A 14,317-nucleotide genomic window follows, 5' to 3' on the forward strand; every position below is an offset into this window, starting at 1 on the left:
ACCCCGTCTCAGGCGTCGCCGCCGACCTGCTCGACCCCTGCGACCGCGGTCGGATCGTCGATGCGGAACTTGGCGAAAGCCTCACGGACCGTCTCGGAACGGACCGATCCCTGCTGGGCCAGGCTCTGCAGGACGCCGACCACGATCGACTCCGTGTCGACCTGGAACGTGCGCCGTGCGGCCGCCCGGGTGTCGGCGAAGCCGAACCCGTCCGTGCCGAGCGACTGCCACGGTCCGGGGACCCAGCGGGCGATCTGGTCGGGCACGGCGCGCATGTAGTCGCTGACCGCGACGGTCACCGCGGACGTGTCCATGAGCCGCGACGTGATGTACGGGACACGGCTGTACTCGCCCGGGTGGTTGAGGTTCCACTTCTCGGCCGACACCGCGTCGCGGGCCAGCTCGTTCCAGGAGGTCACCGACCAGACGTCGGCGGCGACGCCGTAGTCCTCCGCGAGGATCTCCTGCGCCTTGAGCGCCCACGGCACGGCGACGCCGGAGGCCATGATGCGCGCCGTGACGTTGCCCTCGGAGGCCTTCTTGTAGATGTACGCGCCCTTGAGGAGCCCCTCGACGTCGACGTCAGCGGGCTCGGCGGGCTGGTTGAACGCCTCGTTGTAGACGGTGAGGTAGTAGATGATGTCCTCGCCGTGCGGGTGCGCGTCCGTCGTGCCGTACATCCGCTCGAGGCCGGCCTTGACGATGTGGCTGATCTCGAAGCTGAACGCCGGGTCGTAGTGGACGACCGCAGGGTTCGTCTGCGCGATGAGCGGGGAGTGCCCGTCGGCGTGCTGCAGGCCCTCGCCGGTGAGCGTCGTCCGGCCGGCGGTGGCGCCGATCAGGAAGCCGCGCGCCAGCTGGTCGGCCATCGCCCAGATCGAGTCGGCGGTCCGCTGGAAGCCGAACATCGAGTAGAAGAGGTAGACCGGGATCATCGGCTCGCCGTGCGTGGAGTACGAGCTGCCGGCCGCGATCGCCGACGCCATGGCGCCGGCCTCGCTGATGCCTTCGTGCAGCAGCTGGCCCTGGGCCGACTCCTTGTACGCCAGCAGCAACTTGCGGTCGACCGACTCGTACGTCTGGCCGGCCGGGTTGTAGATCTTGGCCGACGGGAACATCGAGTCCATGCCGAACGTGCGGTACTCGTCGGGTGCGATCGGGACGATGCGACGTCCGATCTCCGGATCCTTCATGAGATCGCGCAGCAGCCGGACGAATGCCATCGTCGTGGCGATCTGCTGCTTGCCCGAGCCCTTCTTGAGCTCCTCGTAGACCGCCGGGTCCGGCAGCTTGACCGTCGTCGGGTTCACGATGCGCTTGGGCAGCGAGCCGCCCAGCGACTCCCGACGCGCCTTCATGTACTGGATCTCTTCGCTGTCCTCGCCCGGGTGGTAGAACGGCGCGATGTCGCTCCCGTCGATCTGCTCGTCGGTGACCGGGATGTTGAGGCGGTCGCGGAAGCCCTTGAGGTCGTCCTTGGTGAGCTTCTTCATCTGGTGGGTCGCGTTGCGTCCGGCGAAGGACTCCAGCAGCCAGCCCTTGACGGTGTGCGCCAGGATGACGGTCGGCTGACCGGTGTGCTTCTGCGCGGCCTCGAAGGCGGCGTAGACCTTGCGGTAGTCGTGGCCACCGCGGGGGAGACGCTCGATGTCCTCGTCGGACAGGTGCTCGACCATCTTGCGCAGCCGGGGATCGGGACCGAAGAAGTTCTCGCGGTTGTACGCGCCGGTCTCGACCGAGAGCGTCTGGAACTCGCCGTCGGGGGTGCGGTTCATCTGGTTGACGAGCACGCCGTCGGTGTCGCGGGCGAGCAGGTCGTCCCACTCGCGTCCCCAGACGACCTTGATGACGTTCCAGCCGGCGCCACGGAACGTGGACTCCAGCTCCTGGATGATCTTGCCGTTGCCGCGCACCGGTCCGTCGAGCTGCTGCAGGTTGCAGTTGACGACGAACGTGAGGTTGTCGAGCTCCTCGCGGGCGGCGACGCCGATCGCGCCGAGCGACTCGACCTCACCCATCTCGCCGTCACCGAGGAACGCCCAGACGTGCTGCTGGCTGGTGTCCTTGATGCCACGGTTGTGCAGGTAGCGGTTGAACCGCGCCTGGTAGATCGCGTTGATCGCGCCGAGACCCATCGAGACCGTGGGGAACTCCCAGTAGTCCTGCATGAGTCGCGGGTGCGGGTACGACGACAGGCCGTTGCCGGCGCCGTGCGAGTGCTCCTGGCGGAACCGGTCGAGCTGCGTCTCGCTGAGCCCGCCCTCGAGGAACGAGCGGGCGTAGATACCGGGAGCCGCGTGGCCCTGGAAGTAGATCTGGTCACCGCCGCCGGGGTGGTCCTTGCCGCGGAAGAAGTGGTTGAAACCGACTTCGTACAGGCTGGCGGCGGACTGGTACGACGCGATGTGACCGCCGACGCCGAGGCCGGGACGGTTCGCACGCGACACCATGACGGCGGCGTTCCAGCGGATGAACGCGCGGATGCGGCGCTCGATCGCCTCGTTGCCCGGGAACCACGGCTCGCGCTCCGGGGGGATGGTGTTGATGTAGTCGGTGCTGCGCAGCGCGGGGACTCCCACGTTCTGCTCGCGAGCGCGCTCGAGGAGCTTCAGCATCACGTAGCGCGCGCGGCTGCGGCCGCGACTGTCGACCATCTCGTCGAGGGAGCTCAACCACTCGGCCGTCTCATCGGGGTCGATGTCGGGCAGTTGGGTCGGAAGACCCTCGTGGATGACTGTCGGACGTTCTTGACCGGATTGCGGCATGTTCTCTCCCAGATGTCTTGTGGACGTGTCCATCATTCCACTCCGGGTTCGCTACTGTGATACCGGCAACGCTGCTGATCAACCTACTTCCGAGTAGGTTTTCATCGAATTTGAGGAGACATACCGGTGGACGCGGGCAAGCTGGGGTTCGAACCTGACACCGTCATCCAGGAACTTGGTTGGGATGAGGACGTCGACGAGGAGCTCCGGGTCGAGATCGAGCGTCACACCGGCAACAACCTGGTGGACGGCGAGCACGGCGAGGATGTCGAAGGTGTGGTCCTTTGGTGGCGTGATGGCGACGGTGATCTGACCGATGCGCTCGTCGACTCACTGCAGGACCTGATCGAGGGTGGCTCGGTGTGGCTGCTGACGCCGAAGGTGGGCCGGGACAACTACGTCCCGGGCGCTGACGTCGTCGAGGCGGCGGAGATCGCTGGGCTGTCGGTGACGACGACGTCGTCGGCGACCGCGGACTGGGCCGCCACCCGACTCACCGCGCATAAGCGCTGAGACCGAGGGCGCTCTGCGCCCGAGCGTCGAAGCGCGCCAGCGAAGCGTGAGCGTCACACGCCGAAGGCGTCAGCGCGAGGCGCTGAGACCGAGGGCGCTCTGCGCCCGAGCGTCGAAGCGCGCCAGCGAAGCGTGAGCGTCACACGCCGAAGGCGTCAGCGCGAGGCGTGGTGAGAAAGAAGGCTCGCCCGACCCGGAAGCGCGCCAGCGAAGCGTGAGCGTGACACGCCGAAGGCGTCAGCGCGAGGCGTGGTGAGAAAGAAGGCTCGAGCGACCCCAGGGGCGAACCCGACCCCGGGAGACCCGACCCCCGACACTCACCGAGCCCGCCCACCCCACCTCTCGTACGCTGGCGCCATGACTCTCACGATCGGCGAACCCGCCCCCGACTTCACCCTCAAGAGCCAGCACGGTGAGGACGTCACTTTGTCGTCGTTCCGCGGCGACAAGAACGTCGTCCTGGTGTTCTTCCCGTTCGCGTTCAGCGGCATCTGCACGGGTGAGCTGTGCGAGATCCGTGACAACCTCAGCGCGTTCGAGACCGACAATGCCGAGGTGCTCGCGGTCTCGTGCGACCACTTCTTCTCCAACCGGGCGTTCGCGGACCGTGACGGCTACGAGTTCCCGATCCTGAGCGACTTCTGGCCGCACGGCGACGTCTCGCGTGCGTACGGCACGTTCAACGACGGCGCGGGTGCGCCGAACCGGGGAACGTTCGTCATCGACCGCGAGGGAGTCCTGCGCTGGCAGGTCGTCAACGGCATCGGCGACGCCCGCGACCTGGGTGCATATCGCAAGGCCCTCGCCGACCTGTCTTGAGGCGAACGTCCCACTAACCTGAAATCTTGCAAATCGGCTGCGGCCGGCTGCGCGGATGCACCATGATGAGCGTGCTGCGGCTGCCAGGGACCCGAGACCTTGGCAGCCGCCGCTTTGCGTGGCGGCGGCCCCCACGGATGGCGGCCCGCACCCGCGTCTGCGGTAGTGTTCCGCAGGTCCTGAGGGCGAATAGCTCAGTTGGTTAGAGCATCCGGTTTACACCCGGAAGGTCGGGGGTTCGAGTCCCTCTTCGCCCACCGTACGAATTCGCCGAAATGTCGGTGATTCCCTCGGCAAGCGTACCGGTCGCCAGCCCGTTTTCGGCGTCGCGACCAAACGATTCGACCGCCTGCACGGACACGGCAACGCGGCTGTCATTGACCGTCGGCTCGACCAAAGCGCGGCGACTCCGAGCGCCAGTGGGCTCAGGATTGGCCGGGAGTCGCATCACGTATTGGTGAAGGACTCCGCTGGTCGGACTTCGGTGACAGGATGACCGCGTGACGAAACTCTACGACTTGTTTGGGCTGGAGAACGGCCCGAAGTTCCGCAGCCGAGGGTGGATCAAGTTCCAATTGATCGTATTTGCTTTGTTCGGATCACTTGAGGTAGCGCTGCTCATCGAGGCGCTCATCGATGGAAGCACGAAGGGCGTCATGTTTTACGGTGCGTCCACGCTGATGTTCGGGGCCCTCTTCGCCGTGTCAGTTCACCAGTGACATAAGTACGGTCACAGTAAACGCGCTCAGTAGGCAGTGCTGGCACGATGCCCTTCCCGCCCCCTGGTCTGCCGACGGCCACAGAGGCGTCAGCAATCGACTGTAAATTTGTCACCCAGTTCTGCCTGCACGGCTGACGCCAAGGCGGCGAGTTCGAGCGCCCAGGTGCGCCTTTCTCGACGTCGCTTGAGCGGGTTCTTCGGGATGGGCGCGAGGCACCAGTCGTTATAGGCCACCAGTCGAGAGATGACGGACGGGCTCAGAGTCGGCCAATCTGAGGGCTGGGTCGGACCATCCTCATTCCATAGCGGGAGCCAGCCGCCCAGGTCAGAGAGAATGCGCAGCTCCGTTGTCATGCACCCCATGGTGTCACCGGGCAGACCGCCTGCGTGCTTCGATCACTCACCCGTGCAGGCCGATTCTTTGCCGACGCACAGCGCTGATCAGGGGTGCGCTCGGGTGTGTTGGCTGATCGCGCCAGTCCTGTCGGGCATCGCTCTGGTCCCAGCGTTCGTCTCATCCGCCAGCAGTCAACCCCGCTGCCTGCGCGCGTGTGGCATCTCGCCGCGATCCGGTTGCGCTTGCGGTAGCCGGGCAATGCCGAGCGGACTACTGAGATACTTCCAAGCGCTTCACTCGTCCGGCCGAACTGCTTCATCTGCGTTCTTCAGCCTTCGTCGCTCAATTTGCTTTCGTGTCGGGTTGTTCCTTAACCATATGGCTACGTCGACCGCGACGAGTGCAGTCCCAGCAAGGCAAATTGCCCCCATCTTGCTAATTTCCAACGCCCACGCGACCAGCCTGGCGAGTCCGGACAAGGCAAAGTAAACGCCGATCCGCCCAGCGGTTAGAACGTTGGCGTAGGTGCCAACTGAGTGTCTGCATGCGGGTCCCGTCGTCGCGCTTTTCGTTTGCATCATGGCATTCTCGTGGCGATGGCGCAGATCCTCGCAGCGGTCGAAACCGCAGAGTGCACCGATCACACTGCGTCCCCGCAGCAGGCCAGGCCCAGCGAGGTCAAGATCGTCAGGCGAGCAGAGCGGGCTGCCCGTGCTCACGCCTGAAGCGGTTCAGCTCCGCATAGGAGATGGTGCCGTTGTCGTTGGTCTGCAGCACGCCGGTGAGAAGCGCGATAGTCGCTTCAAATGCGCCGAGGAAGGTTGCTTCAGGGCGAATCACTCAGTTGGGCTAGAGCCTCCGTTGTGCACCCGGAAGGTCGGAGGTTCGAGTCCCTCTTCGCCCACCGTACGAATGTGCCCTCTTCGCCACCGGTCTTTCATAGGATCGGCGAGTGCTGTCGTACCTCGTTCGTCAGAGCGCATTCTTCTACCCGGTGTCGGTCGCGACCTTGTTCGTCGCAGCGGCGTACTTCGCGGTGACCGGACGCTGGGCGATGATCGCCGGCGTGATCATCCTTGCGGTCGGCAACTGGTTCCAGCACCTGTTCGTCAAGGGATGGATCAGGACCGGCGAGGACAACGACGCCCGCGAGTGGCTCCGTCAGCACCCGGACTACGTGCCTGAGGACGAAGACTCGGTCCCGGACTGACCGCCGGACGCGCATCGGCACAAAGCAGCTGACACTGCTGGGACGGACGCCGTCCTCACAGGGCGAACAGGCGTCGTTCCGGTTCTGTCGGTCCGTCCTCGGCGTGGGTCACGGCGGCTGCGAACAGGTCGTGGTCGGACTCGGTCCAGCGCTCCCGGCGCTGACGCTGGAACTCGCTCCACGACGGCACGGTGAACTGCTCCACCCGGACGTTCTGGTCGGACCCGTCGCGGTAGAGGCCCCACGAGTACCCGCCGGTCCGGCGACGGGCCCTGCCCACCGCGGCCATCGCCTGCTCGAACTGCTCCATCTCGCCGGGGCGGACGTGGAAGGTGTTGACGATGGTGACGGGACCGTCGTCGGGCTCGGGGTCGAAGACGAGCGTCGGGGTCGGCCAGGCCGTCGAGACCCCCCGCGGCAGGGTGCCGGTCGCGGCGAGCAGGGGCAGGCTCCGGACGCTCGCGGCGACGACGGCGAGCATTGCCGCCGAGATCAGGAGCGCCTGCGTGAGGCCCAGGTGCGAGGCGAGGAGCCCCCACAGGAACGATCCGACGGCCTGGCTGCCCATGAAGACCAGGATGTAGACCGACATGCCTCGGGCGCGCACCCAGGGAGCGAGGGAGAGCTGGATCGACGCGTTGAGGGTCGTCAGGGTCCAGATCCAGGCCGCTCCGGCGACCAGGAGCAGCGGCAGGACAGCCCACGCGGGCAGCAGCGCCACTGCGACGAGCCCAACCGCGTAGGCGATCGTCGACGCGACGAGGATGCCGTTGGGCGAGAGCCTCTTGCGCGCCTGCGGGGACAGCGTCACCCCACCGATGGCACCCGCGCCGAGGAGGCCGAGCACCACCCCGTACCCCGCGGCCCCGTAGTGCAGGTGCTCGGACGAGGCCACCGGCAGCAGCGCCCACAGGGCCGAGGCGGGCAGGGCGAACAGTGCCGACCGCAGCATGATCCGGCGCACGATCAGCGCCGACCGGACGTAGTGCAGTCCGTTGACCATCGACCGACCGAACCGTTCGCGGTCGATCCCTCGGTCGTCGGCCGGACGCCGCCACCTCAGCAGCGCGCCGGTCATGACGAGGAATCCCAGCGTGTTGATGGCGAAGACCGCTGCGGGACCGGCGGTGGCGACGATCACGCCGGCGATCGCGGGTCCGACGGCACGGGCCGCGTTGATGGTGACGCTTCCCAGGGCCGAGGCCGCGGGGATCTGCTCCTTCGGGACGAGCTCGGGCTGGATCGCCTGCCATGCGGGTGCCGTGAGCGCCGACCCGCAACCCAGGAGGAAGGTCATGGCCAGCAGCAGGGCCGGGTTCAGGAGATCCGTGAACGCGAGGACGGAGGTCGCACCGGCCGCGAGCACCGTGTACGTGCTGGCCGCGATCAACAGCCGCCGGCGGTCCAGCACGTCGGCGAGCCCCCCGGCGGGGAGGGCGAGGAGCAGGCTGGGAAGCAGGCTCGCGGTCTGGACCAGCGCGACCACGGCGGTACCGCTGCGATGCTCCACGAGGAACCACTGCGCGCCGACGGTCTGCATCCACAGCCCGATGTTCGAGATCAGCTGTGCGATGAACAGCATCCGGTAGACCCGGTTGTGCAAGGGCGCCCAGGCGTTCATGTCACGTTCTTCCCTCGGTGGGTCGGCGTGGGCGGGCGACGCGTGCGGAGGCGCCGCCCACCCAGGGTTCCGCGTCATGCCATGTGCGAGCTACTCGGCGATGAAGGCGAGGATGTCGCCGTCGAGCGACTTCTGGTAGTCGCCGTAGATGCCGTGCGGGGCACCCGGGTAGACGACCAGGCGGCCGTCCTTGACCAGGTCGATCGACTTCTGCGCGGCGGCGGCTATCGGGACGATCTGGTCGTCGTCGCCCTGCGCGATCATGATCGGCACGTTCAACGCCTTGAGGTCCTCGGTGAAGTCGGTCTCGGAGAACGCCTTGACGCAGTCGAAGGCGGCCGCGAGGTTCACGAGCATTCCTTGGCGCCAAAAGTCGTCCTTCGCGCCCTGCGAGACCTTCGCGCCGTCGCGGTTGGCGCCGAAGAACGGGTCCGACAGCTCCTTGTAGAACTGCGAGCGGTCGTTCAGGACGCCGTCGCGGATCGCGTTGAACGCCTCGATCGGGGTCCCCTCGGGGTTGGCGTCCGACTTCACCATGATCGGCGGTACGGCGCCGGCGGTGATGATCTTGGCGACCCGGTCGCCGCCGTACTGGGCGGCGTAGCGGACGACCTCGCCGCCGCCGGTCGAGTGACCGATGAGCACGAGGTCCCGCAGGTCGAGCGCCTCCACGAGCTGCGCGAGATCGCTGGCGTACGTGTCCATGTCGTTGCCCTCGTACGTCTTGGAGGACCGTCCGTGCCCGCGGCGGTCGTGGGCGATGGCCCGGTAGCCGGCATCGGCGAGGAGCTTGAGCTCGACCTGCCAGGCGTCGGACGACAACGGCCAGCCGTGGCTCAGCAGGACGGGCTGACCCGCGCCCTGCTCGGTGTAGTAGATCTCGGTCCCGTCGGTGGTGGTGATGTACGGCATGGTGACTCCTCAGGTGGTGTGTCGGGGTGTGACACCCACACTTGTCGCCTGCCGGCCGTGTGTCGACGCTGCTGGCGGTCAATCCGAGGGGTCGGTGGCCGGTGGGTCGCGTTACCGGCTAGCCGGGTGGTCCGTCAGGTCCGCGGGCTGTAGGGGATGCGGATCGTCAGGGTCGTGCCGACCTCTGGCGGGCTCGAGATGGTCAGGGTCCCGCCCACGACGTCGATGCGGTCCTGCAGGCCGAGGAGCCCGGACCCCCCACCTGGACGCGCGCCCCCGATGCCGTCGTCGCGCACGTCCAGCTCCAGGACGTCCTCGTGCGTCACGGCCGAGATCGTCACCTCCGTGGCGTGGGCGTACTTCGCAGCGTTCGTGAGCGCCTCGGTGACCGCGTAGTACGCGGCGACCTCGACCGGGTCGGGCAGGCGGGCGGGGATGCTGATGGTCAGCGAGACCGGGACGGGGGACCGGCGGGCGAGTGTCTTCAGCGCGGCCGCCAGACCACCGCGCGAGAGGATCGCCGGATGGATGCCGCGGGACAGCTCCTGCAGGTCGGCGTGGATCTGCGAGAGGGCGTCGACGCTGCGGTCGAGCCGCGTCCGCAGCTCGGTGAGGTCCGCCGGCACGGCCGCCTGGGTCGCGCGCAGGTCCAGCCCGAGGGAGACGATGCGCTGCTGCGCCCCGTCGTGCAGGTCCCGCTCGATCGTCCGGCGTGCCTGGTCGGCAGCGGCGACGACGCGGGCGCGCGACTCCGTGAGCTGGGCCCGCGTCACGCTGTTGTGGACGGCGGTCGCGACGAGCTCGGCGAAGTCGGTCAACCGGGCCTGCAGGTCGGGAGCCGGGGACGCGTGCGTGACACCCACGACGACGGTGCCCCAGACCCGTTCCTCGATCGTGATCGGCACCCCCATGCCCAGGAGGAAACCGCGGTTCCTCAGCCGCCGGGGGACCGGTCCGGTGGCGGTCCGGTAGTCGACGACGGCTGGGGCCCCGGTGTCGCGGACGAGGGTGCAGACGTTGTGGCCCCCGAAGGCGATGCGTTCGCCCGGCACGAGGAGTCGGCCGTCGTGGGCGATGTCGTCACGGACGGCCAGGACCGTGTACTGCTGGTCGTCGCTGTCGAACGCGACGACCGCGACGTGCTCGGCGCCGATGCCGTCGGCGATCTCGGTGGCGACGGCGTCGTACAGGTCGCCCAGGTCCACCCGGAGCGCCACCAGCGTGGCGATGCGACGCAGGGCGGCCTGCTGCCGGGCCAGGGTGACGCTCTGCTGGTGGAGGGTCTCGCGATCGCGGGCAGCGGCCAGCAACGCCTCCAGCGCCGGGACCACGCGACGGATGCGTCGTGAGTCCGTCGAGCTGAGCTCCCGCGGGACCAGCAGGGAGCCAACGGGCGTCTCGCCGTCGCGCAGCACGATGAGTCGCTGGCCCGGGCTGGCGGTGGCCTCCGCCGGGCCCAGCACCGCGTGCGGCGCGGGCAGCTCGAGCACCCTGGAGAGCCTGGCGCTCGCGGAGGCGAGCATCTGTGACGAGCTCGCCTCGCGGAGCATCGTCCGGGCCAGGACCGCCAGCAGGTCTGCCTCCCGCCGACGTTGCTCCGACTCCGCCGCGCGAAGGCGCGACTGGCCGACCAGCACGTTGGTCAGCAGGGCCAGCAGCGTGAAGACCATGACCGCGGGGACGAGACTGTCGCTGTTCTCCAGGACGTGGACGTACGCATAGGCGATGGCACTGGCGACAGAGGTCGCGACGGCGAGGCCGAAGTCCCAGCCCGCCGAGATCACGAGGACGCCAAGGAGGAACAGCGCGCCGAACTGGCTGTCGGGTGCGACGCGGGTGAGCAGGTGGACGATGAGGATCTCGAGAGCGATCAGCGCGATCGCCGTGGCCACGCCCCAGGTCAACGGTGGCGTGGTGGGTCGCAGGATCGCGGCGACCAAACGGTCGCGCCGCCCTGGGCGGTCGTTCTCGGCCACCTCGTCGGGGTTCAGCGCCGCCATGGTGTGCCCCGTTCGTCGCCGGATCGCACGGAAGGTGCCGCTAGCGGGAATGTCTCGGCGCTCGCCATCTGCGAACCTGAAGCAATGACCTTGACCGAGCACCGGTGCCTCATCGTGGACGACAGCCCCACGTTCTGCGCGGCACTGCGCGACATGCTGGAGGCCGCCGGCATGACGGTGGTGGCGACGGCGTCGACGCTCGACACGGCCGTCGAGGCGGCCGCCGCGCACGAGCCGGACGTGATCCTGGTCGACATCGATCTCGGCGGTGAGAGCGGCTTCGACGTCGTCGAGGCCCTGCACGACCTGCATCCGGCGCGACCGCCCGCCGTCCTCCTGATCTCCACGCACGACCGCGACGACTTCGCCGAGATGGTCGAGGCGAGCTCGGCCATGGGCTTCCTCCAGAAGTTCGAGATCTCCGCGGAGCTCATCGCGCAGACCGTCGCCCGCGGTCGCCAGTGCGCGTGAGTCATCGGGTGCTCAGCTCGTGGCGTCGAGGTACGTGATCACGGCCCGGACACGGCGATGGTCGTCGGGGGTCTCGGCCAGGTCCAGCTTGGACAGGATGTTCCGCACGTGCTTCTCGACGGTGCCCTCGGTGATCCACAGCCGGCGGCCGATGCCGGCGTTCGACAGTCCCTCGGTCATCAGGATCAGCACCTCCCGCTCGCGCGCGCTCAGCGCCTCCAGGGGATCGGTGCGGCGTCGCGCCGACACCAGCTCCTGGATGAGGGCCGGGTCGATGATCGACGCGCCCTCGGCGACCCGCGAGACCGTGTCGACGAACTCCGCGACATCGGTGACCCGGCTCTTGAGCAGGTAGCCGATCCCGCGGCCCCCGTCGAGCAGCTCCAACGCGTGCTCGACCTCGACGTGGGCCGAGAGCAGCAGCATCGCGACGTCCGGGAGCTCGCGCCGGATCTGCAGCGCCGCGTCGAGGCCCTCGGCCGAGTGGGTGGGCGGCATCCGGATGTCGATGATCGCCAGTCGCGGCGGTTCCTTCCGGACCATCGTCATGAGGCTGTCGGCGTCCCCGGCCTGGCCGATGACGTCGAACCCCGAGCGGGTCAGCAGGCTCGCGAGCCCCTCACGGAGCAGCACGTCGTCGTCGGCCACCACCACCTGGAGGGGCGCCTCGTCGGTGCCCGTCACGGCCGCGGCACGTTGCGCAGGTTGGACCGGGCCATCTGCAACGCCTCGCCGACCCCGCCGTTGAGCACGACCTTGCTCAGGGCCATCGCGAAGCCCCGGACCTGCTCGCCGGTGACCGTCGGCGGGATGGAGAGCGCCATCGGGTCGGTGACGAGCTGCACGAGCGCGGGACCGTCGACGGCGAACGCCTCCTCCAGGGCCTGCTTGATCGTGCTGGGGTCCTCGACCCGCCGGGCGTGGATCCCCGCGGCCGCGGCGATCGCGGTGTAGTCGACCGGTGGGACGTCGACGCCGAAGTCGGGAAGCCCGTCGACCAGCATCTCGGCCTTGACCATCCCGAGCGTGGAGTTGTCGAACAGGACGATCTTCACCGGCAGTCGGTACATCGCCACGGTCAGCAGCTCCGACAGCAGCATCGAGAGGCCGCCGTCGCCGGAGATCGACACCACCTGGCGGCCCGGATGGGCGACCTGGGCACCGATCGCGTGGGGCAGCGCATTCGCCATCGACCCGTGGAGCATCGAGGCGATGAAGCGGCGCTTGCCGGTGGGGTTGATGTATCGGGCCGTCCACACGTTGCACATGCCGGTGTCGGTCGTGAAGATCGCGTCGTCGTCGGCGACCTCGTCGAGGATCGACGCCGCGTACTCCGGGTGGATCGGCACGAGCGTGTCGGCCGAGCGCGTGTAGGCGCCGACGACCCGGTGCATCATCTTGTCGTGCTTGGCGAGCCACCTGTCGAGGAAGCGGCGGTCGTCCTTGCGCTTCACGAGCGGCGAGAGCGCCCGGAGCGTCGCCCCCACGTCGCCGTGGACGGGCACGTCGACGTGCGTGCGACGTCCGATGACGCTGGCGTCCACGTCGACCTGAGCCGTGGTGACGTCGTCGGGGAGGAACTGCGAGTAGGGGAAGTCGGTGCCGAGCATCACGAGCAGGTCCGCGTCGTGCATCCCGGCGTGGGCGGCGCCGTAGCCCAGCAGGCCGGTCATGCCCACGTCGTACGGGTTGTCGTACTGGATGAACTCCTTGCCGCGCAGGCTGTGGCCGATGGGCGCCCCGATCTGCTCGGCGAGGGCGATGACCTCGTCGTGGGCGCCGCGCACCCCGAAGCCGGCGAAGATCGCGACGCGCTCCGCCCGGTTGATCGCCTCGGCCAGGCGCTCGACGGACGCCTGGTCGGGCACGACCGTCGCCGGGTCGGGCAGCAGCAGCGGGACGTGCCCGCCCGCCGCGGGCAGCTCCGCGATGTCGCCGGGCAGGGTGATGACGGAGACGCCGTGGCCGCTGGTCGCCGAGCGGATCGCGCCGCGGAACATCCGGGGCGCCTGCTCCGCGGTGAGGACCAGCTCGTTGAACGCCGAGCACTCACCGAACACGCGGTCGGGGTGGGTCTCCTGGAAGTATCCCGAGCCGATCTCGTTGCTGGGGATGTGCGAGGCGATCGCCACGACCGGGGCCCCGGAGCGGTGCGCGTCGTAGAGCCCGTTGATCAGGTGCAGGTTGCCCGGTCCGCACGATCCCGCACAGACGGCGAGCTCCCCGGTCAGCTGGGCGTCGGCCGAGGCGGCGAACGCTGCCGCCTCCTCGTGGCGGACGTGGATCCAGTCGATCCCGCCCTTGGCCGATCCGCCCGTGCGACGGACCGCGTCGACGACCGGGTTCAGGCTGTCCCCGACGATCCCGTAGATCCGCCGGACCCCGGCCTCGACCAGGTAGTCCACCAGCTGTGTGGCGACGGTGCTGGAGCTCATCGCTGTGATTCCTTCGTCATGTCGTCTCCTCCGTGCCGGACCCGAACGTCCGCGCTATCAGTATGGGTCGCTCTGCAAGAGGTCGGCATCTGCACCGCGTGACGGGCAGGTGAGAGAATGGGAAAGCCACCACAGGCACCCGGACGAGGTGCGCCGTACCCGGCCAGCGACAAGACGGCGCGTGGAGGTTTTCGTCATGGCATGGGCCGTTCTGATCGTCTCGGGTCTCCTCGAGGGTGTGTGGGCCACCGCCCTCGGCCGTTCCGACGGGCTGAGTCGTCTCACCCCCACCGTGGTGTTCGGTGTGGGGCTGGTGCTCAGCATGGTCGGCCTCGCGGTCGCGATGCGTGACCTGCCGACCGGCACGGCGTACGCGGTGTGGGTCGGGATCGGCGCCACGGTCACCGTCTGCGCCGCGATGGCGACGGGGCAGGAGACCGTGAGCCTGGTGAAGATCCTGCTGCTCGCCGGCATCGTCACCTGCGTCGTGGGGCTGAAGCTCGCACACTGAGG

14 protein-coding genes, 1 tRNA gene and 1 riboswitch are annotated in these 14,317 nt (G+C 68.4%); of the genes, 7 read left to right on the plus strand and 8 right to left on the minus strand.

From position 1 onward, the window contains the following. Positions 1–8: 8 nt before the first annotated feature. On the minus strand, positions 9–2,765 hold the full coding sequence (gene aceE, locus C3E78_RS06370) for a pyruvate dehydrogenase (acetyl-transferring), homodimeric type (protein ID WP_108577501.1): 2,757 nt from the start codon (positions 2,763–2,765) through the stop codon (positions 9–11). 126 nt (positions 2,766–2,891) lie between these two features. On the opposite strand from aceE, the gene C3E78_RS06375 reads away from it, so the two are divergent. The 4 genes from C3E78_RS06375 (at position 2,892) to C3E78_RS06390 (ending at position 4,816) form a co-directional block, all read left to right on the plus strand. Then, positions 2,892–3,278 carry a DUF3052 domain-containing protein gene (locus tag C3E78_RS06375; RefSeq protein WP_108577502.1) on the plus strand — a complete coding sequence of 129 codons (387 nt, stop codon included), beginning with the start codon at positions 2,892–2,894 and terminating at the stop codon, positions 3,276–3,278. Between the two features lie 357 nt (positions 3,279–3,635). Beyond that, positions 3,636–4,097: a peroxiredoxin gene (locus C3E78_RS06380; RefSeq protein ID WP_108577503.1), complete on the plus strand. Its 462-nt coding sequence runs from the start codon at positions 3,636–3,638 to the stop codon at positions 4,095–4,097. 183 nt (positions 4,098–4,280) lie between these two features. After that, a tRNA-Val gene (locus C3E78_RS06385) sits at positions 4,281–4,354 on the plus strand. A 243-nt stretch (positions 4,355–4,597) separates the two neighbouring features. Continuing rightward, entirely contained in the window at positions 4,598–4,816 is a 219-nt protein-coding gene (locus C3E78_RS06390) for a hypothetical protein (protein ID WP_108577504.1), read from the plus strand. An 89-nt stretch (positions 4,817–4,905) separates the two neighbouring features. On the opposite strand, the gene C3E78_RS18215 is transcribed toward C3E78_RS06390, so the two are convergent. After that, entirely contained in the window at positions 4,906–5,172 is a 267-nt protein-coding gene (locus C3E78_RS18215) for a hypothetical protein (protein ID WP_135804857.1), read from the minus strand. 670 nt (positions 5,173–5,842) lie between these two features. Then, the gene (locus C3E78_RS18220; protein WP_159085829.1) at positions 5,843–5,995 is read right to left on the minus strand and encodes a hypothetical protein; all 153 of its coding nucleotides are present in this window, start codon (positions 5,993–5,995) and stop codon (positions 5,843–5,845) included. A gap of 112 nt (positions 5,996–6,107) precedes the next feature. Here C3E78_RS18220 and C3E78_RS06400 point away from each other — a divergent pair, with 112 nt between their 5' ends. Then, entirely contained in the window at positions 6,108–6,365 is a 258-nt protein-coding gene (locus tag C3E78_RS06400) for a hypothetical protein (protein ID WP_108577505.1), read from the plus strand. A gap of 55 nt (positions 6,366–6,420) precedes the next feature. Here the strand turns inward: C3E78_RS06400 and C3E78_RS06405 are convergent, their stop codons facing one another. The 3 genes from C3E78_RS06405 to C3E78_RS06415 all read right to left on the minus strand — a co-directional run bounded on the left by C3E78_RS06405 (position 6,421) and on the right by C3E78_RS06415 (position 10,898). Then, positions 6,421–7,986 carry an MFS transporter gene (locus C3E78_RS06405; protein WP_108577506.1) on the minus strand — a complete coding sequence of 522 codons (1,566 nt, stop codon included), beginning with the start codon at positions 7,984–7,986 and terminating at the stop codon, positions 6,421–6,423. Between the two features lie 90 nt (positions 7,987–8,076). Further along, a complete protein-coding gene (locus C3E78_RS06410) occupies positions 8,077–8,898 on the minus strand; it encodes an alpha/beta fold hydrolase (protein WP_108577507.1) in 822 nt (273 codons plus the stop codon). Positions 8,899–9,032: 134 nt separating this feature from the next. Further along, positions 9,033–10,898, minus strand: a complete 1,866-nt coding sequence (locus tag C3E78_RS06415) for an ATP-binding protein (RefSeq protein WP_108577508.1) — start codon at positions 10,896–10,898, stop codon at positions 9,033–9,035. Between the two features lie 84 nt (positions 10,899–10,982). Here C3E78_RS06415 and C3E78_RS06420 point away from each other — a divergent pair, with 84 nt between their 5' ends. Beyond that, positions 10,983–11,369: a response regulator gene (locus C3E78_RS06420; RefSeq protein WP_108577509.1), complete on the plus strand. Its 387-nt coding sequence runs from the start codon at positions 10,983–10,985 to the stop codon at positions 11,367–11,369. A 12-nt stretch (positions 11,370–11,381) separates the two neighbouring features. Here C3E78_RS06420 and C3E78_RS06425 read toward each other — a convergent pair whose 3' ends face one another. Beyond that, positions 11,382–12,053 (minus strand): response regulator, encoded by a 672-nt coding sequence (locus C3E78_RS06425; RefSeq protein WP_199906948.1) that lies wholly within the window; start codon positions 12,051–12,053, stop codon positions 11,382–11,384. Continuing rightward, positions 12,050–13,804 (minus strand): pyruvate dehydrogenase, encoded by a 1,755-nt coding sequence (locus C3E78_RS06430; RefSeq protein WP_108577510.1) that lies wholly within the window; start codon positions 13,802–13,804, stop codon positions 12,050–12,052. The genes C3E78_RS06425 and C3E78_RS06430 overlap by 4 nt, the downstream gene beginning before the upstream one ends. Positions 13,805–13,924: 120 nt before the next feature. Next, a riboswitch (guanidine-III (ykkC-III) riboswitch) is annotated at positions 13,925–13,988 on the plus strand. Between the two features lie 12 nt (positions 13,989–14,000). Here C3E78_RS06430 and C3E78_RS06435 point away from each other — a divergent pair. Beyond that, a complete protein-coding gene (locus tag C3E78_RS06435; RefSeq protein ID WP_108580787.1) occupies positions 14,001–14,315 on the plus strand; it encodes a DMT family transporter in 315 nt (104 codons plus the stop codon). The last annotated feature ends 2 nt before the right edge of the window (positions 14,316–14,317 follow it).

This window comes from Aeromicrobium chenweiae (genome assembly GCF_003065605.1).
Taxonomy (GTDB): domain Bacteria; phylum Actinomycetota; class Actinomycetes; order Propionibacteriales; family Nocardioidaceae; genus Aeromicrobium; species Aeromicrobium chenweiae.